Source organism: Sphingobium sp. WCS2017Hpa-17 (assembly GCF_031843765.1).
Classification (GTDB): domain Bacteria; phylum Pseudomonadota; class Alphaproteobacteria; order Sphingomonadales; family Sphingomonadaceae; genus Sphingobium.
Genome location: NZ_JAVTIV010000002.1, coordinates 675,762 through 693,402 on the forward strand (window position 1 = coordinate 675,762; position 17,641 = coordinate 693,402).

Below are 17,641 nucleotides of genomic sequence, written 5' to 3' on the forward strand. Positions count from 1 at the left end.
ATCAGGCCGGAATGGGCGCCGTGGCTGCGATAGTGGCCATGGCGCCCTTTTCTTCGAGGCTGGCCAGATGGCTGGTCAGTTGTTCGGCGAAAACGGCATCCTCGCGCAGCGCGGCTGGCATGATCGCATCATAGGCCAATATAGCACGCACGCGACCGGCGGCGTCGGCTTGCCCCTTCAGAAGAGCGGCGAGCCGGTCGGCCAGCGGATCGTCCACCACATGGGCGATGCCCGCATCGCTCATCCCCGCTTGCCAGCGGATCCATGCGGCCACGCCCAGCGCCAGCGCGTCTACATTCTGCCCTGCCGCGCGGCGATCCGCGATGGTGGCGAGTAGGCGCTGGGGCAGTTTCTGCGACCCGTCCATCGCAATCTGATGGGTGCGGTGCATCAGCGCGCCATTGTCGAAACGCGCCATCAATTCGCGTCGATAGGCAGCGACGTCCAGTTCTGCCGGCGGTGACAGGGTGGTTTCCGCCTCGTTCCACAGCCGTTCGACGAAGGCGCGCATCGCGGGATGCTCCAGTACGTCATGCACATGGGCGATGCCCGCCAGCCCGCCCAGATAGGCGATGGCGCTATGCGCGCCGTTGAGCAGGCGCAGCTTGGCTTCCTCCCAAGGGGCGACGGCGGCGGTGATCTGCACGCCGGGGCCGAAATCGGGGCGCGGGCCGCAGAAGCGATCCTCTATCACCCATTGAGTGAAGGGCTCGGTCTTGACTAGCGCCTCGTCCGTCAGGCCATGGTCGCGGGCGAAGACGGCGATATCGTCCGGGATCGTGGCCGGCACGATGCGATCGACCATGGTTTCGGGAAAGGCGCCTTCCTGCGCGATCCACTCCGCCAGCGTGAGGTCATGATGCTGTGCCAGCGCCATCACCGCGCCACGCAGCCTTTGCCCGTTGCGCGGCAGATTGTCGCAGGAGATGGCGGTGAAGGGCGGCAGGCCACGCGCGCGGCGCTTCGCCAGGGCAGCGACGAGGAAGCCGGGTGCCGTCACCGGTGCATCCAGGCTGGCGATATCGGCGGCCAGTTGCGGGTCATCGGTGCGTAGCGCGCCGCTGGCCGGATCGAGCTTATAGCCCTTCTCCGTGACGGTCAGGGTCACGATATGGGTGTCCGGGCTGGCCAGCATGTCCACCACAGCCGCCGGGCCTTCCGGCGCGACCGTCACGCCCAGCACTGCGCCGATCGTCCGCACGGCCACTTCGGCGCCATCGCGCACCAATATATGGTAGAGGCCATCCTGCGGCGCCATCTGGTCGCGCACGCCGGGGGAGCGCAGCGACACGGCGCGGATGCCCCAGCGCAGATCGCCCGCCGCCAGCGCATCGTCGAACATCACCGCCTGATGCGCGCGGTGAAAGGCGCCGATGCCCAGATGGACGACGCCGGGCGTCACCTGCGACCGGTCATAGGTAGGGCGGGCGACCGTAGCAGGCAAGGCAGCCAATGTGGCGGAGGACAAGCGAGTCATGGGCAATTCCTGCGTAATCAGAGGGTGACGCCGCGTTTCCAGATGGCGATGTCGCGTTCGCCATTCACTTCGTTGCGGGCGGGTTCGCCCGACGCAATGGCGCAGATGCGGGTCATCAGCGCGTCGGTGGCGGCGTCAAGGCCGTCATCCAGCACATGCGCCGCATCGAAGTCGATCCAGCCGGGCTTGCGCCGGGCAAGGTCATGGTTGGTGGCCAGTTTCAGCGTCGGGATCGGGCTGCCGAGCGGCGTGCCGCGGCCGGTGGAAAAGAGCGTCATCGTGGCGCCTGCGGCGGCGAGCGCGGTGGTCGATACGGCGTCATTGCCCGGCGCCTCCAACAGGGTGAGCCCCGGTCGGCGCAACGTTTCGCCATAGGCCAGAACGTCGGTGACGGTGGCATGGCCGCCCTTTTGCACCGCGCCCAACGATTTTTCCTCCAGCGTGGTGATGCCGCCCGCGACATTGCCGGGGCTGGGATTTTCCGAAATCGGTTCGCCATGGTCGATGAAATAGCGTTTGAAGCGGTTGACCAACCCGACCAGCGCGTCGAACACCGGCTCATCGGCGGCGCGCTGCATCAGCAACCGTTCCGCGCCGAAAATCTCCGGTATTTCGGTCAGGATCGCCTGCCCGCCTGCCTGCGTGACGACATCGGCGGCACGACCGATCAGGGGGTTGGCGGTGATACCGCTTAGTCCATCGGAACCGCCGCATTTGAGGCCGAGGCGCAGCGCCTCAATGCCGACCGTCTCACGCCGGTCCTGCGACGCGATGGCCATTAGTTCGTCGATCGCGCTTTCTGCCGCTTCATATTCGTCGGCACTGATCTGGGCGCCGACGCTGCGGATGCGGTCGCGGCGCGCCGGCGGGATGCGGTCGAGCAGCTTGGACAGCTGATTTTCCTCGCAGCCAAGGCCGATGATGAGGACGCCGCCGGCATTGGGATTGGACGCCAATGCCGCCAGCACGCGCGCGGTACCGTCCAAATCGTCGCCCAGTTGCGAACAGCCCAGAGGGTGGGGGAAGGCCAGCACGGCATCGACCTGTCCGGCATGGCGATCCGCTGCCTGCTTCGCGATCCGTTCCGCCGTGCGGGCGACACAGCCGACGGTCGGGATCACCCAGATTTCATTGCGGGTGCCGACGCTGCCATCGGCGCGGCGATACCCCTGAAACTGCCAGCGCCGATCGGCGGGTATGCTGACGATGCCCTGCAACGGCGCAAAGCTGTATGGCTCCTCCGCCTTCAAATTGGTGTGGATATTGTGGCTGTGGACATGGGCGCCCTGTGCGATCGCCTGAGTCGCACTGCCGATCGGCCAACCATAGCGCCGCACCGGATCACCCGCTGCCATGGCATGCAGCGCGACCTTGTGGCCCCGGCCGATCGGTTCAACCAGCCTGATGACCTGCCCCCCAATATCGACCGTTTCGCCTGCCTCAAGTGCGCGCAGGGCCACGGCGACATCGTCGTCGGGAGCGATCCGCACGGCGTCCGGCAGGGCATGAACGGGTTGGTCGCGGGGGGCTGTGATCGTCTCCATTGCGCCTTGATAGCATTTGTGCCAACGTTGGCACAAGCTCAAAGGAGATGATGCAAGTGACCCCGCTGACGCTCGACCCCAATCGTCTGTTCCCGGCCGATCCCGGCACCCGCGCCATTGCCCGCACGCTCTATGACAGCATTGCGCATCTGCCGATCGTCAGCCCACATGGCCATACCGACCCCGCCTGGTTCGCGACCAATGACGCCTGGGACAATGCGACCGCGCTGCTGCTGGCGCCGGACCATTATCTCTATCGCATGCTCTACAGCCAGGGCGTGAAACTGGAGGCATTGGGCGTTCCCGCCCATGGCGTGCCCGGTGACGCCGATCCGCGCGCGGCGTGGCGCATATTCGCCAGCAATCAGCATCTGTTCCGAGGTACGCCTTCGCGCCTGTGGCTGGACCATGTCTTTGCCGAAGTATTCGGCTTTGAAGAGGCGCTGAGCGTCGACACTGCCGACCATTATTTCGACCGGATCGGCGAATTGCTCGCCACCCCCGCCTTCCGCCCGCGCGCGCTGTTCGACCGGTTCAACATCGAACTCATTGCCACGACCGAAGGCGCACATGACCGGCTGGACCATCACGAAGCCATCCGCAAGTCAGGCTGGACCGGGCAGGTCGTCACCGCCTACCGCCCCGACGCAGTGGTCGACCCGGAGCATGAGGATTTCCACGCCAGCATGGCCGCCTTCGCCGATCTGACCGGCGAGGATGTCATGACATGGCGCGGCTATCTGCGCGCCCATGCGAAGCGGCGGCAGGATTTCATCGCCATGGGTGCGACCTCCACCGACCATGGGCATCAGAGCGCGCGCACGGCGAACCTGTCCGCCGCTGACTCCGCCGCTTTGTTCGACCGGATCGTCGGCAAGGAGTGGACGGCACAGGATGCCGAACTGTTCCGCGCCCAGATGCTGACCGAAACGGCGCGGCTCAGTCTGGAGGACGGGCTGGTGATGCAGATCCACCCGGGCGCCTGCCGCAACCATAATAGCTGGCTGCATCAGCATTATGGCCGCGACAAGGGCGCCGACATTCCGGGGCGCACCGATTATGTGGGGGGCCTGAAGCCCCTGCTCGACGCCTTCGGCAATGAAGCGGACCTGTCGATCATCCTCTTCACGCTGGACGAAAGCACCTATGCCCGCGAACTCGCGCCGCTGGCGGGCCATTATCCCTGCCTGAAGCTGGGGCCTGCCTGGTGGTTCCACGACAGCCCGGAAGGCATGATGCGCTTCCGCGAGATGACGACGGAGACGGCGGGCTTCTACAATACGGTCGGGTTCAACGACGACACCCGCGCCTTCCTGTCGATCCCGGCGCGCCATGATGTCGCGCGGCGCGTCGATTGCGCCTTCTTGGCCCGGCTGGTGGCCGAAGGGCGGCTGCGCGATTGGGAAGCCCAGGAACTGGCACAGGATCTGACCTATAATCTGGTGCGCAAGGCCTATCGCCTGCCCGAAGCGCCCGCCCGGCCACTGGCGAGCGCCGCCTGATTTGTCAGGACGCCCGCGCTCGCATAGAGCGGGGCGTCCGCCCCCTCAGCGAAAGCCGCCATGCCCCCCAGAGACTCCAGCCCCGGCGAACCGACCATCATCGACGTCGCTGCGCTGGCGGGCGTGTCGATCCGTACCGTGTCGCGCGTGCTCAACCATTCGCCCAAGGTCAACGACGACACGCGCGCACGGATTCAGACCGCGATCGATGCGCTGAATTTCCGGCCCAGCCTGCGCGCCCGCGCCATGGCCAAGGGGCAGTCGCTGCTGATCGGCATGGTGCATAATGACCGCAACGCGCTGGTGCTGGACAGCGTGCAGCGCGGCGTCGGGCGGGAAGCGACCCGGCGCGGCTATGAGGTGATCTGCCACAGCGTGCCGGTGGGCAATCCCGGCGCGGCGGCCGATGTGCTGGATTTTGCCCGGCGATCGCGGGTCGATGGACTAGTGGTCATGCCGCCAGTGTCGGACATGGCCGGGCTGCCGGTGGCGTTGCAAGCCGACCATGTGCCGGCGGTCGCCATTTCGGCGGTGCCGATGCAAGGCTATGGCGCGGTGCTGCTGTCGCGGGAGCGGCAGGCGGCGGGCGATGTCGCGCGCCATCTGCTGGATCTGGGCCATCGGCGGATCGCGATGATTACCGGCCCACAGGATATGATATCGGCGATCGAGCGCCGCGCTGGCTTTGCCGAGGCGCTGGCCGAGGTCGGTGTCGCGCCGATGGCAGAGATGGAGGGCGACTATAGCCTGGCCGCCGGGATCACCGCCGCCCGGCAATTGCTGGCGGCGTCACCCGCGCCGACCGCGATCTTCGCCGCCAACGATATCATGGCCGCCGCTGTGCTGAAGGTCGCGGCGGAGCGCAGCATCGCCGTGCCCGCAACCTTGTCCGTCATCGGCTTCGACGGCAGCATCCTGGCGGAGATGCTGACGCCTTCGCTCACCACCGTGGCTCGCCCCTTTGGCGAGATGGCGGAAATGGCGACCCGTCAGTTGATCGACCTGATCGAGGGGCAGGCGCTGTCCGATATGGACAGCCCTGCCCTCTCGCTGGTCCCGGCGGAGTCCAGCGCGGCGGTGCCTATTTATAGCGACCCATCGTCACCTTGATCCAGACCGGCTGGTCGATCAGGTTCAGGCCATAATCGGTCTGGTCGCCGTTCCAGATGCGGTCCATCATCCATTGCCCCTTATCGAAATGGCCTTCCTCGACCTTGACGATCATGCCGCCGGGCGCGCTGCCCTGTTTGGAGGCAAATTCGACGCGGACATGGTCGCCGGTGAAGAGGAACTCGTTCGCGGATAGCTGCGCGACCACCATGCCGCCGGTCGGCTCGGTCGCCCAGATGGGCAGGTCCGCCTTGGGGAACCATTCCCGCTGGCCGAACTGCCATTGGCCGAAGCTGGCGGTGATGGTCCAGTCCCCCATGGTCGTGCTGATCGGCGCGCCATCGTCCGGCTTGGCCGTGCCCCAGACGGGATGGTCGAAGGCGATCTTCGCCCAGGGTGCGGACGCCATGACGCGATATTTGGCGGCGAAGGCGTCCAAAGTCTTGTCGTCGAAGCTCTTGGCACCCAGCGGATAATTATAATAGCCGGTGCCATCCATGCCGAAAGGCGCAAAGCCGATCGCGCCGCGCCCCAGCGTCGCCCAGAAATAGCGCGCATATTCGGCTGCATTGCCGATTTCCGGCACCATCAGCGCATTGTCCGGGCGGGTGTAAAGGTCGAGATGCTTGAAGACGTTGCGGCTGGCGCGGTCGTAGATGTCGGGTGCTGCAAGGTCGAGCGAGGGGGCGGCGGCCTTCCATATGTCGATGACGTCGCCCTGCGGCCCGCCGCTCGAGAGCGCCATCGGATCGGGCTTGGCGAAGGGATCGCCGAGCGAGGCGTTGACATACATGGGCAGCGGCTTGATCGCCTTGCCGGCCCTGGCCAGTTCCTCGATATAGCGCGCGGTGTACCAAGTGTTAAACGTACGGTCGGCCTGATCGCCAAAGACGCCGGCCCATGTGCCGGCCGGCTTCTTCAACGCCTTCGTCAGCGTGGCCGGTACTGGCCCGTCGAACAGCTTCTGCGCGGTCGGGGCATAGTCCCGCGGGTTCTTGTAGCTGCCGACCTCATTTTCCGGCTGCACCATGATCACCGTATTCTGGGCATCATGATCGCGGATATAGGTCATCAGCTTCAGGAAGGCGCGCTTGTCCGCCTCCAGCGTCGCCGCGCCATGGGGGGACAGGACGCCATGATCCTTGCCGTCCTTGGTCTTCATGCGCGGGAAACGGCGATTGTCCAACTTCACCCAATCGGGGGTGTAGGCAAGTCCGGTATTCTTCCACGCGCCGAACCAGAGCAGGACGATGCGCTTGTCATGGCGGCGCGCTTCGTCGAGCAGGGTCTGGACGAAGCTGTAATCGAACTGCCCTTCCTTCGGCTCCAGCTGCTCCCACGCGATCGGCGCTTCGACCGTGTTGGCGCCGATCCGGTCCAGCACCGGCCACACCTTTGCCAGCGGCGTGGCATAGTTGCTGCTGTTGTTCACCTGACCGCCCAGCATCAGGAAGGGCGCGCCGTCCACGATCAGGGCATGTTTGCCATTGCGCGTTTCGATATGCGGGGTGTCGCCCTGCGCGAAGGCGGGCGTGGCGGTCAGTAGCGTAGCGGCGAGCAGGAGCCGGGCAAGGGTCATGAAAGGGCCTTTCAGGGCTGTTCGTCGAGGGAGAAGATGCGGGTCGTTTCGGTCCATTTGGCGCCGGGCACGGCCCAGGGGAGCGGGCGCTGGACAGCGTCCATCTGCGCTTCCCAGGCCTGCACCGCCGGATCGGCCGCGTCGGCCGCCGCCTTGGCCGCCGGGTCGAAACCGGGGCCGGTTTCCATCAGCATCACCAGCCGGCTGCCGCTCCGGTAAATCTCCATGGTGCTTATGTCGGCCGCGCGGATGCTGGCGCCGATCGCCGGGGGCAGCGCGCCGGCGGCATGCCATGCCTCATATTGCGCGATGGCCTCCGCCTCGTCGGTCAGATCGATCAGCAGGACATGCCGCATCAGTTGACCCAGCCGCCGTCGATCACATGCACCGCGCCGGTGGTGAAGGCGGCTTCGTCACTGGCGAGATAGAGGACGAGGTTGGCAATCTCCTCAGCTCGGCCGAGCCGCCCCATGGGCTGGCGCGCGATGAAGGCGGCCTGCGCCGCTTCATAATCCCCGGTATCGTGCAGCCGCTGTTGCAGCGAGGGCGTGTCGATCGTGCCGGGGCAGATGCAGTTGCAACGCACCCCCTGCCCCACGAAGTCGGCGGCCACCGCCTTGGTGAGGCCGATGACGCCCGCCTTGCTCGCGCCATAGGCGAAGCGGTTGGGGATGCCCTTCACCGAACTGGCGATGGAGGACATGTTGACGATCGCGCCAGCGCCCTTTTCCACCATGGCGGGCAGGAAGGCGCGGATGGTGTGATACATGGCGGTCATATTGAGCGAGAGGGCGAAGTCCCAATCTTCCTGCGGACATTCCAGTATGTTGCCCGCATGCACCACGCCCGCGATATTGGCGAGGATGTCGATCGGGCCCACCTCTGCCGCCAGCGCGCGTACCGCCGCGCCATCGGTCGCGTCGAGCGCGCGCAATTCGCAGCCCTCCAGCCCTTCGAGCGCGTCGAAATCCCGGTCGGTCGCGATTACCCGCGCGCCTTCTGCCACGAAACGCTGGGCCGTGGCCCGGCCGATGCCCCGCGCCGCCGCCGTGATGAGCGCGACCTTGCCCTCCAGACGCGGGCTCATGCGCGCGCCCTCGTCGGAAGACAGTCGGGACCGATGGGATCGAAAGCCTTGTAGGTCAAAATAAACTCCTGATGGCCAAGGGATTCTGAAATGCTGCGTTCACCCGCCGCGACAGCGAGCACCCTGTCGTATATCTCCGTGCCGACCTGCTCCAGCGTGGCTTCGCCCTCCAGGATGCGGCCGGCATTGACGTCCATGTCGGCGGCCAGACGGCGGCCGGTGTCGGGATTGGCGCAGATCTTGATGACCGGCGAAATGGCCGATCCCACCACCGATCCGCGCCCGGTGGTGAACAAAGTCAAATGCGCGCCGCACGCGATCAGTTCGACGATCTCGGCATTGTCGGAGATGTTCGGGAAACCAAAGCGCGGTTCGCCATCGGGCACGACGTCGAGCAGATAGAGGCCGCCGGTCGGCGGTACGTCGCCCGGCTTCAAGATGCCGTCGATGGTGGAGGAACCGGACTTGCTATAGGCCCCCATCGACTTTTCCTCCTGCGTCGTCAGGCCGCCTTCCGCATTGCCCGGCGCGAAGCTGCCAAAGCCCATGATGGTGTAATAGCGTTCGGCCTTCTGCACGCATTGCTCGATCGCGACCGCCAGTTCGGGCGTACGGGCGCGGTCGGCCATGATCGTTTCGCAGCCGACCAGTTCGCCGGTTTCCTCGAAGATGCAGGACGCGCCATCCGCCACCAGCCGGTCGAAGGCGCGCCCCACGGCCGGATTGGCGGTGATGCCGCTGGTCCCGTCCGACCCGCCGCAGATGGTGCCGACGACCAGTTCCTCGACGCCCATGGAGACACGCGGCACATCGGCGATGGCGGTGCGCACGCGCGCCACGGCTTCGACGCCCGCCGCGATCGTCGCTGCAGTGCCGCCCGTCTCCTGAATCACCAGCAGTTCGGCGGGACGCCCGCTCGCCCGCGCCACCGCCAGCAACCGCTCGCGATTGAAACTCTCGCAGCCCAGCGACACGATCACCAACCCGCCGACATTGGGATGGGTGGCGATCGCCTCCATCACCTTGGCGGCATAGGCATTGGGATAGCAGCCGGGAAAGCCGATCAACTGGACATCGGGATCATCCGCCTTGTCCACGATCCGCCGCGCGACATGATGCGCGCATTCCACCAGATAGGCGACCGCCACGACATTGCGGATGCCCTTGCGCCCATCCTGCCTTTGCCAGGCGCGGATCATGCCCCCTGCTCCAGCGTGGTGCGGGTGTGGCTGCTGATATAATCGCTCTTCATATTGTGCATGTGGACCCAGTCGCCGGTCGCCACGTCAGCCGTCATCGACCCGATCGGTGCGCCATATTTGATCACCTTGTCCCCGGCATGCAGCGGCGTGCGCGCGACCTTATGCCCGATGGCGATGCCTTCGCGCGCCGGGATGGTGCCGCCGGAGGCTGGCAATATGTCGCCCGCCTCGATCGAGCGGACGCAGATGAGGACATTATCGTCAGGATGCAGCAGGATCAGCCGCGCGTCGTCCTGCAACATGGAGGAATCTTTCAATGAAGCGTCCAGCGCGGGCCAGAGCGGATCGGGCAAGCGCGCCGACAGGCGGGTCATGGCGTCGGCCACCTGATCCGGCCCGACAAGACCGGGGATGACGCTGACGACGGCGGGATGGCGCAGCGGGAATTGCAGCGCGGCGGCGGGCAGCGACGCGTCAAATTGCGTGCAGGCCTGCGCCAGTCGCTGCGCCTTGCAAAGGATCGCGTCGCTGGGCGTGGCATAGTCGAAGTGGAGCGGGCCACTCAGGTCACGCGCCAATATGCCGCTATTATAGGGGCCGCCTATGATGATCCTGACACCCAGATCCGCGCAACGCGCCAGCAATCGCACCGCGCTGCGATCCAACAGCGTATAGCGGCCGGCGAGCAGGATCATGTCCAGATCTACATGGTCGAGCAGTTCGTCACAGATCGCGACTTCATTGACGCCGATGCCGATCGCGCCGATTGCCCCCGTATCGTGCAGGTCACGCATCGCCCGATAGCCGCCGTCCAGGAAATCGCGCAGATGCCGGCCATGATCATCGCCATGTGTCGCCCGGCCGATGTCATGGGCCAGCAGCAGGTCGATCCGGTCGCGACCCAGACGCGCGCAACTGCCCTCGAAAGATCGCAGGACCGCATCATAGCCATAGTCGAACAGCGGCTCGAACGGATCGGCATCTACGAATCCGTGCCGCTCCCCCTGCGCATCGGTCGGCACCAGCAACCGCCCAACCTTGGTCGAGACGACCGCTGCGCCCGCCGGATCTCTCTCCGCCAGCATCGCGCCCAGCCGCCGTTCGGCCAGGCCAAAGCCATAATGCGGGGCGGTGTCATAATAGCGGATGCCGGCGTCCCAGGCGGCGTCCAGCGTTGCCTGCGCCTCGCCATCCTCCACCACGCGGTAGAGATTGCCGATGGGCGCGGTGCCCATGCCCAGCGTCGGGAAAGTGACGGTCATGCGGCCCCTGTGCGTTGCGCCACGCGGGCGAAGAGTGCAACGACCCCGAAGCAGAGCGCCGGCACCAGCATCGCCGCGCGGATCGTGCCGGTCAGGTCCGAGACAAGCCCCATCGCCATGGTCAGCACCGCGCCGCCGATGATCGCCATGACGATCATCGACGCCCCCGCCTTGGTCAACGGGCCAAGGTCGCGCAGCGACAGGACGAAGATGGTCGGATACATGATCGACATGAAGAAGCTGGTCGCGACCAGTGCGACAAGGCCCGCCATGCCGCCGCCGATCGCCAGCAGGGACAGGGCGATGTTGATCCCGGCGAACAGCGCCATCAGCCGCGCCCCGTCAAAACGGGCGAGCAGGGCGGCGCCGGCGAAGCGACCGATCATGAACAGCGCCAGCGACAGGGTCAGCAGCCATGCCGCCTTTTGCGCGCCGATGCCCGGCACGACGCTCTCCGCATAGCGGATCAGATAGCTCCAGATGCCGACCTGCGCGCCGACATAGAAAAATTGCGCGCCGACGCCCGCCAGATAGCGCGGCCGCCGCAGCAGCGCGCCATAGCCGGCGAAGATCGGACCACGCGCCCCTTCCGCCTGCGTTGCCGCGCGCGGAAAACGGGTGAAGGCCAATATCACCGCCCAGCCGAGCACGACCAGCGCGATGACGAGATAAGGCAGCCGTACCGCCGCCGCCCCGGCTGCCCCTTGCACCGGCGCATCGGACAGGATCAGCGTCGCGCCCAGCGCCACGCCGGTGATGGAGCCAAGGGGATTGAACGCCTGCGCCAGATTGAGGCGCTGTGCCGAGCCTTCGGTCGGTCCCATCACCGCCACCATGGGATTGGCGGCGGTTTCCAGAAAGGCAAGGCCACTGGCGATCACGAACAGCGCGAAAAGGAAGAAGCCGTAGCTGAGTTGCGCCGAGGCCGGCAGGAACAGCAGCGCACCGCCGCCGAACAGCAGCAAGCCCATGATGACCGTCGCCTTGTAGCCCAGCCGCTCCGCCGCCAGCGCAGCGGGAATGGCGAAGCAGAAATAGCCGAGATAGAAGGCCGACTGGACCAGCCCGGACTGAAAATCCGACAACGAAAAGACATGCCGGAAATGGGCGATCAGCACATCGTTCAGATTGTTCGCCACGCCCCACAGGAAGAAAAGGCCGGTGGTCAGGACCATCGCCATCCGGCTAGTGCGCTCCCGGCCGCCTCCTTCGACGCCGCTACCCTGGCTATGCATCAAACCATCCTCTCTCTTGCCCAAAATGGCAGGCCGGCCCTTTGCGGGTCCGGCCTGCCAGGGGAGGGACGCTAGAAACGCCCGCACGTCCGATCAATAGGTCAGGCGGGCGGTGATGCTGACGCGACGGTCGTTGAGCACCGAGGACTGCGGACGGCTGGGGATGCCGTAATAGGTCTTGTTCTCGGTATCGGTCAGGTTCACGCCGTCCACGGTCAGCGCGAAATTCTCGTTGACCGTATAGGTCAGCGACGCATCAACCTGACCGCGCGCGGCGTTGAAGATCGGCAGGTTGCCGCTGCCATTGCCGCGCGTCGTCACGACATATTTGCTGCGCCAGTTATAGGCGACGCGGGCCGACAGCGGGCCCTTGTCATAGAAGCCGACCAGATTGTAGCTGTATTTGGACAGCTGCTCCAGCGGCACGAACAGCTGGTTGCCTTCATTGTCGAACGCATTGGGGCTGGGTGCCTTGCTGTCGACAAAGGTGAAGTTGGCCTGCACGCCGAAGCCCGACCAGATGCCCGGCAGGAAGTCGAAGAAGGTGTTGCCGCCGATTTCGGCGCCCTTGATCTTCCCATTGTCGCCATTGACCGGGCGAGTCACGTCGACATTGAAATTGCCATGGCCAAGGTCGAAGGTTTCGGTGCTGGTGACATTGGCGATGAAGCCGTCCACCTTCTTGTAGAAAGCGGCGGCATAGAGCGAACCCGTGCGCGAGAAATACCATTCCAGCGAGGCGTCGAACTGCTTGGCTTCCAGCGGGCGCAGGTTGGCATTGCCCGACGATGCTGTGCGCAGGCCCGAACCGGAATTAAACTCCACGATGTTGATATTGGGATTGAGCTGGGAGAAATCAGGGCGCGTCAGCCCCTTCGACGCGGCCAGACGCAGTTGCAACTGGTCGCTCAGGTGGAAGCGCAGGTTCAGGCTGGGCAGCGCGCGGGTATATTCGGAATCGCGGCTGATCGGCACGAAGCTGATCGGGCCATTGCCCGGAATGACATTGCCATTTTCGTCCTCGGCCTGCGGCGTCTGGACGGAGAAGCCGCTGGTCGACACTTTGGTCTTTACCACGCGGACGCCGATATTGCCGTCGACCCGCACCGGAAGGTCGTCAAAGCCGAACTTGACCAGACCATAAGCGGTATAGGTTTTTTCGCCCTGCGTGTTGCGGTCGCTCGGTTGATAGCCGACGCCCTTGAGCAGCGCCGCCGGATCGCCGGTGTAAGGCGCCAGCGCCGCGCGGGTAGCGTCATAATCCAGCACCAGGTCGCGATTGACGAAAACTGCGCCATCGGGAACACCCTGGAAGCCGCGATACAGGTCGCCCCGGAAGCGATGCACATCCAGCAGGCTCGACGGCAGGCTGCTCAGACCATAATAATTATAGGTGCTGCTGTCGGTGACGGCCGAACGATCCGTGTAGCGCAGACCGAATTTCAACGAGCGCAGGACGCTGCTGTCGAACTTATATTCGGCGTCCACGCGACCGGCATATTCGGTGCCGACCGAATGTTCGATATGGTCGAGATAGCCCGCGCCGCTGGCATAGTTGGCCGGATCGGTGACCAGGCCATTGCCGTTGGTCGGGTCATTGTCGGGCGAGATGATCATCGTCGGCACGCCATTGCCGACTTCCTGATAGAGACGCTCGGCCGTGGAGGAGAGGATCACGATCGAGCGCTGACCGTCGGTGACGCCCTTGATGTACTGGAAGTCGCCGGTGACGCTCAGCCGGTCGGTCGGATTCCATTTGGCGTTGAACGAATAGTCGCTGGTCACCGAATGGCGGGTTTCCAGGCTGGTATTCGCGTTGATCGGCAGGTTGACGAAGGTGCCGCTGCGCATATTGCCCTGATCATCGAAGGTGAAGGGCGCGCTGTAGTCGGGCGTGATGTCGCTATCGCCGGTGTAGGCGAAGAAGCTGTAGTCGCCGTAGCGGAACTTGTAATCCGACCGGACATATTCGGCGGTCAGTTCCAGTGTGTCGCTGGGGCGCCACTGGACAGCGGCGTCGATGCCCAGACGGCGGCGATCGCCCAGATACTGGCCGATGCCCACGCCATGCGGCAGATAGGTTTCCTTGCCGGTGCGGCCAAGGCCTGCGAGCGTCGCGGCATCGGCGGCATCGGTAGGGTCCAGCCGGTAGAAGGGCTGGCTGCTGATCTGGTCCTGACGAAAAGCGGTCTTCTGATAGCCGACATCGACCATCACGCCGATTTCGCCCAGGCTCGTGTCCCAACGGTCCGACAGCAGTAGGTTCGCCTGCGGCTTCGACTTGCCGTACAGGTCATAATAGTTGACGCTGGCGCTGGCCGAGGCCTTGAACCCGTCGAAATCGAACGGCTTGCGGGTGCGCAGGTTGATCAGGCCGCCAATGCCGCCCTCGATCAGGTCAGCCGACGGGTTCTTGTAGACGTCGATCCCGGCGAGCAGTTCGGACGGCACATCCTCCAGGCTCAGCGTGCGGCCACCATTGGCTGTGAAGACGTCGCGGCCGTTGATTTCGGTGCGGACCTGGCTGAGGCCGCGGATCGCGACCGATGTGCCTTCGCCATAGCTGCGCTGGATCTGGATGCCGGTGATGCGCTGCAAGGCTTCGGCCACGTTGCGGTCGGGCAGCTTGCCGATGTCTTCAGCGACGATGGAATCGACGATGACGTCGCTGTTGCGCTTGATCGCCTGCGCGCTCGACAGGCTGGCGCGGACGCCGGTAACGACGATGTCGCCTTCATCGGCGGCGGCCTGCGGCGCAGCGGCATCCTGCGCACGGGCAGCGGCGCTCAGCGCGACACTGGCGATCGAAATGCCGGCCAGCAGCGCGGCGCGACGCGGCATATGAATGATCTTGGTCATGAAACCCTTCCTCTCCCTGGCTCCTGTCCGGAGCACTGATGTGATTCGCGGCGGCAAACGGCCGGAATATTTCCCTTTCATGTCCCGATCCGCTGTTGGGAGCGGTAACAAGACAAGGCCCCATTACTCCCACATTTCGAATTATGAAATATAAAAATTGATTTCATATGTGGATTTCGCCTAGAAGGTATCGACCGGCACGGGATGCGCCTCCACAGGGGAGTATCGATAAAAGGAGGGGAAACCGGATGACTGGCAAAGCGCGCTATCAGGCGCCCGCCCTGACCAAGGGCCTGGAAATACTGGAACTTCTTGCCGGGGCGAGCGACCCCCTGATCATGTCTGACATATCGACGGCGCTTGGCCGGTCTGTCAGCGAAATCTTCCGCATGCTGCAAGTACTGGAGGAGCATGGCTATATCGCCCGAGCGGAGGAAGGCTATCGCCTGACCAACCGCCTCTTTGCGCTGGGCATGAGCCAGCCGCCGATCCGCGACCTCGCCTCCACCGCCCTGCCGGTGATGCAGGATCTGGCGCGCCGAGCGGGGCAAAGCTGTCATCTGGCCGTCGCGTCGGGTGCGGAAATGGTCGTCATCATCGCGATCGAGGCCCCCGGCCTGTCGGGCTTTGCCGTGCGCGTGGGCTATCGCCGGCCGCTGCACCGCTCCAATTCCGGCCGCATCCTGCTCGCTTTTCAGTCACCCGACGCGCGGGCAGCGATGCTGGACGATATCCGCGCCACCGGCGACACGCTGGACGAGGCGGAACTGACCGAGCGGCTGGACGCCACCGTCGCGGCCGGGGGCGCCTTTGCCCCCAGCCCGATGCTGACCGGCATCACTGACCTGTCTGCTCCGATTTTGGTCGGCGGCGTAGCGCGCGCTGCGCTGACCATGCCCTTCGTCGATGGCGCCGCCAACCGGGCGACGACGGAGGCCTGCACCCAGATGGTACGGGATGCCGCCGCCGCGATCGGCGACGCCCTGTCACCGATCATGGTCCTGCCCCCGCGTGACATGGAGGATGGACAATGAGCCGACTTGATCGTCGCACCGCGCTGATGGCGGCGGCCGGGCTGGCGGCGCTACCGGGCCTTGCCAGCGCGCAAGTGACGGCCAGCGACGAGATCATCGACCTGTGGCCCGGCACGCCGCCCGGTGACACCGGGGGGCGCATCATCCGCAAGATCGAAGATCAGGCCAGGCCCGGCGGCAAGCCGGACCGCTGGGTGACGGGGATAGACCGGCCCGTTCTGGTCGTGCGCCGCCCCGCCCGGCCCAATGGTGCGGCGATGCTGGTGGTACCGGGCGGTGGTTACGGCTTCCTGTCCTACGACAATGAAGGCACCAGTCAGGCCGACTGGCTGAACGCGCACGGCATCACCGCCTTCATCCTGCTCTACCGTTTGCCCGGCGAAGGCTGGGCACGGCGCAAGGATGTACCGTTGCAGGATGCCCAGCGCGCGATGCGCGTGATCCGCGCAAGAGCTGTCCAACTCGCTGTCGCAAAGGATCGGATCGGCGTGCTCGGCTTCTCGGCCGGCGGGCATCTGGCGGGGTCGCTGGCGACCCGGCACGGGGAGCAGGTCTATGACCCGGTCGATGCCACAGACCGGGAGTCCGCCCGTCCCGACCTTGCCGCCCTGCTCTATCCGGTGGTCAGCCTGGACGCGCCCTTCACCCATGGCGGATCGCGCGACAATCTGCTGGGCGAAGGCGCCAATGCGGAGCTGCGACGCCAACGGTCAGTCGAGTTGCGCGTCGATGCGCAGACGCCGCCCTTCTTCCTCGTCCACGCGGCCGATGACGGGCTGGTGCCGCCCGCTAACAGCGTCGCCCTGTTCCAGGCGATGGAAGCAGCAAAACGCCCGGTCGCGCTCCATATCTTCGAGGATGGTGGCCATGGCTTCGGCACGCGCCTGCCCCGGATGATGCAGGCCTCCGCCTGGCCCGATCTGTTCGTAACCTTCGCGGCCAAGCACAGATTGATCCCGGCATGAAGCGCTGGATCGCTTTGATGCTGGCGCTTAGCACCGGCACTGCGCTGGCCGCGCCCGGCGACTATCAAAGCTCGCCGAAGCGACGCACCGTGGTGGAAAAGGACTGGGGACCATGGCTTGGCCCCTTCCGCGCCAAGCTGATACCCAGCCTGATGCAGGATTTCGGGGAGCGCTATCTCTACGCGCCCGCCAATGCCGCCCTGCCCGCGCCGAAGCCCGGTGAGCAGCGCGTGGTGTTTCTGGGTGATTCCATCACCGACCGCTGGAACCTCGCCGCCAGCTTCCCCGGCAAACCCTATGTCAATCGCGGCATCGGCAGTCAGGTTACGGCGCAGATGCTGCTGCGCTTCCATCAGGATGTGGTCGCGCTGAAGCCCAGCGCCGTCGTGATTCTGGCGGGCATCAATGACGTGCAGGGATTCCTGCAACAGGAAAGGCCCGATCAGATCGAGGCCAATTGGGAGGCGATGGCCGACCTCGCCACCGCCCATCACATCCGGGTCGTGTTCGGCTCGATCCTGCCGGTGAACAATTATACCGACGCTGCCAAGGATGTGGTGACGGAGCGCAAGCCTGCCGAACTGGTCGCGCTCAACAATTGGCTGCGCGCTTTCTGTGCGCGGCGGGGCTATGGCTTTGCCGACTATCATGGGGCGCTGGTGGACGGAGATGGCCTGATGACCGCTGCCTACACGCAGGACGGCGTCCATCCGCTCGACAATGGCTATGCGGTGATGACGCCGATCGCGCAGCGGGCGATCGAGCGGGCGCTAAAACAGAAATGA

Annotated in this window: 14 protein-coding genes; 5 read left to right on the forward strand and 9 right to left on the reverse strand. The window is 65.2% G+C overall.

Features of this window, described 5'->3' with window-relative positions; all coding sequences use genetic code 11:
• Nucleotide 1: 1 nt before the first annotated feature.
• The gene (locus RQH62_RS07090) at nt 2-1,477 is read right to left on the reverse strand and encodes a mannitol dehydrogenase family protein (protein WP_311268048.1); all 1,476 of its coding nucleotides are present in this window, start codon (nt 1,475-1,477) and stop codon (nt 2-4) included.
• 17 nt (nt 1,478-1,494) lie between these two features.
• A complete protein-coding gene (locus RQH62_RS07095; RefSeq protein ID WP_311268049.1) occupies nt 1,495-3,021 on the reverse strand; it encodes an altronate dehydratase family protein in 1,527 nt (508 codons plus the stop codon).
• Nucleotides 3,022-3,068: 47 nt separating this feature from the next.
• On the opposite strand from RQH62_RS07095, the gene uxaC reads away from it, so the two are divergent.
• On the forward strand, nt 3,069-4,523 hold the full coding sequence (gene uxaC, locus RQH62_RS07100) for a glucuronate isomerase (protein WP_311268050.1): 1,455 nt from the start codon (nt 3,069-3,071) through the stop codon (nt 4,521-4,523).
• 60 nt (nt 4,524-4,583) lie between these two features.
• The gene (locus tag RQH62_RS07105) at nt 4,584-5,633 is read left to right on the forward strand and encodes a LacI family DNA-binding transcriptional regulator (protein ID WP_311268051.1); all 1,050 of its coding nucleotides are present in this window, start codon (nt 4,584-4,586) and stop codon (nt 5,631-5,633) included.
• Here the strand turns inward: RQH62_RS07105 and RQH62_RS07110 are convergent.
• The 7 genes from RQH62_RS07110 to RQH62_RS07145 form a co-directional block, all read right to left on the reverse strand.
• Complete coding sequence (locus RQH62_RS07110; RefSeq protein ID WP_311268052.1) at nt 5,605-7,212, reverse strand: DUF5597 domain-containing protein; 1,608 nt, start codon at nt 7,210-7,212, stop codon at nt 5,605-5,607. The two genes, RQH62_RS07105 and RQH62_RS07110, sit on opposite strands and share 29 nt — an antisense overlap.
• Before the next feature lie 11 nt (nt 7,213-7,223).
• Nucleotides 7,224-7,568 (reverse strand): L-rhamnose mutarotase, encoded by a 345-nt coding sequence (locus RQH62_RS07115; protein ID WP_311268053.1) that lies wholly within the window; start codon nt 7,566-7,568, stop codon nt 7,224-7,226.
• Complete coding sequence (locus RQH62_RS07120; RefSeq protein WP_311268054.1) at nt 7,568-8,299, reverse strand: SDR family oxidoreductase; 732 nt, start codon at nt 8,297-8,299, stop codon at nt 7,568-7,570. Before RQH62_RS07120 ends, RQH62_RS07115 begins: the two co-directional genes overlap by 1 nt.
• On the reverse strand, nt 8,296-9,498 hold the full coding sequence (locus RQH62_RS07125) for a UxaA family hydrolase (RefSeq protein WP_311268055.1): 1,203 nt from the start codon (nt 9,496-9,498) through the stop codon (nt 8,296-8,298). The genes RQH62_RS07120 and RQH62_RS07125 overlap by 4 nt, the downstream gene beginning before the upstream one ends.
• Nucleotides 9,495-10,763, reverse strand: coding sequence for an aldo/keto reductase (locus tag RQH62_RS07135; protein WP_405053518.1), 1,269 nt, complete (start codon nt 10,761-10,763; stop codon nt 9,495-9,497). Before RQH62_RS07135 ends, RQH62_RS07125 begins: the two co-directional genes overlap by 4 nt.
• Complete coding sequence (fucP, locus tag RQH62_RS07140; protein WP_311268056.1) at nt 10,760-11,998, reverse strand: L-fucose:H+ symporter permease; 1,239 nt, start codon at nt 11,996-11,998, stop codon at nt 10,760-10,762. Before fucP ends, RQH62_RS07135 begins: the two co-directional genes overlap by 4 nt.
• A 93-nt stretch (nt 11,999-12,091) precedes the next feature.
• Nucleotides 12,092-14,857 (reverse strand): TonB-dependent receptor, encoded by a 2,766-nt coding sequence (locus RQH62_RS07145; RefSeq protein ID WP_311268057.1) that lies wholly within the window; start codon nt 14,855-14,857, stop codon nt 12,092-12,094.
• A gap of 248 nt (nt 14,858-15,105) precedes the next feature.
• Here RQH62_RS07145 and RQH62_RS07150 point away from each other — a divergent pair, with 248 nt between their 5' ends.
• From RQH62_RS07150 to RQH62_RS07160, 3 genes are read left to right on the forward strand one after another with little or no spacing between them, the layout of a single operon-like run.
• Nucleotides 15,106-15,891, forward strand: a complete 786-nt coding sequence (locus RQH62_RS07150) for an IclR family transcriptional regulator (RefSeq protein WP_311268058.1) — start codon at nt 15,106-15,108, stop codon at nt 15,889-15,891.
• Nucleotides 15,888-16,856, forward strand: a complete 969-nt coding sequence (locus RQH62_RS07155) for an alpha/beta hydrolase (protein WP_311268059.1) — start codon at nt 15,888-15,890, stop codon at nt 16,854-16,856. The genes RQH62_RS07150 and RQH62_RS07155 overlap by 4 nt, the downstream gene beginning before the upstream one ends.
• Nucleotides 16,853-17,641 (forward strand): GDSL-type esterase/lipase family protein, encoded by a 789-nt coding sequence (locus RQH62_RS07160; RefSeq protein WP_311268060.1) that lies wholly within the window; start codon nt 16,853-16,855, stop codon nt 17,639-17,641. Before RQH62_RS07155 ends, RQH62_RS07160 begins: the two co-directional genes overlap by 4 nt.

Bases quoted from the DNA above. Each gene is read 5' to 3' on its own strand.
- RQH62_RS07125 (WP_311268055.1), bottom strand. From the start codon at position 9,498: ATGATCCGCGCCTGGCAAAGGCAGGATGGGCGCAAGGGCATCCGCAAT.
- RQH62_RS07095 (WP_311268049.1), bottom strand. From the start codon at position 3,021: ATGGAGACGATCACAGCCCCCCGCGACCAACCCGTTCATGCCCTGCCG.
- RQH62_RS07120 (WP_311268054.1), bottom strand. From the start codon at position 8,299: ATGAGCCCGCGTCTGGAGGGCAAGGTCGCGCTCATCACGGCGGCGGCG.
- RQH62_RS07135 (WP_405053518.1), bottom strand. From the start codon at position 10,763: ATGACCGTCACTTTCCCGACGCTGGGCATGGGCACCGCGCCCATCGGC.
- RQH62_RS07110 (WP_311268052.1), bottom strand. From the start codon at position 7,212: ATGACCCTTGCCCGGCTCCTGCTCGCCGCTACGCTACTGACCGCCACG.
- uxaC (WP_311268050.1), top strand. From the start codon at position 3,069: ATGATGCAAGTGACCCCGCTGACGCTCGACCCCAATCGTCTGTTCCCG.
- RQH62_RS07145 (WP_311268057.1), bottom strand. From the start codon at position 14,857: ATGACCAAGATCATTCATATGCCGCGTCGCGCCGCGCTGCTGGCCGGC.
- RQH62_RS07090 (WP_311268048.1), bottom strand. From the start codon at position 1,477: ATGACTCGCTTGTCCTCCGCCACATTGGCTGCCTTGCCTGCTACGGTC.
- RQH62_RS07155 (WP_311268059.1), top strand. From the start codon at position 15,888: ATGAGCCGACTTGATCGTCGCACCGCGCTGATGGCGGCGGCCGGGCTG.
- RQH62_RS07115 (WP_311268053.1), bottom strand. From the start codon at position 7,568: ATGCGGCATGTCCTGCTGATCGATCTGACCGACGAGGCGGAGGCCATC.
- RQH62_RS07150 (WP_311268058.1), top strand. From the start codon at position 15,106: ATGACTGGCAAAGCGCGCTATCAGGCGCCCGCCCTGACCAAGGGCCTG.
- fucP (WP_311268056.1), bottom strand. From the start codon at position 11,998: ATGCATAGCCAGGGTAGCGGCGTCGAAGGAGGCGGCCGGGAGCGCACT.
- RQH62_RS07105 (WP_311268051.1), top strand. From the start codon at position 4,584: ATGCCCCCCAGAGACTCCAGCCCCGGCGAACCGACCATCATCGACGTC.
- RQH62_RS07160 (WP_311268060.1), top strand. From the start codon at position 16,853: ATGAAGCGCTGGATCGCTTTGATGCTGGCGCTTAGCACCGGCACTGCG.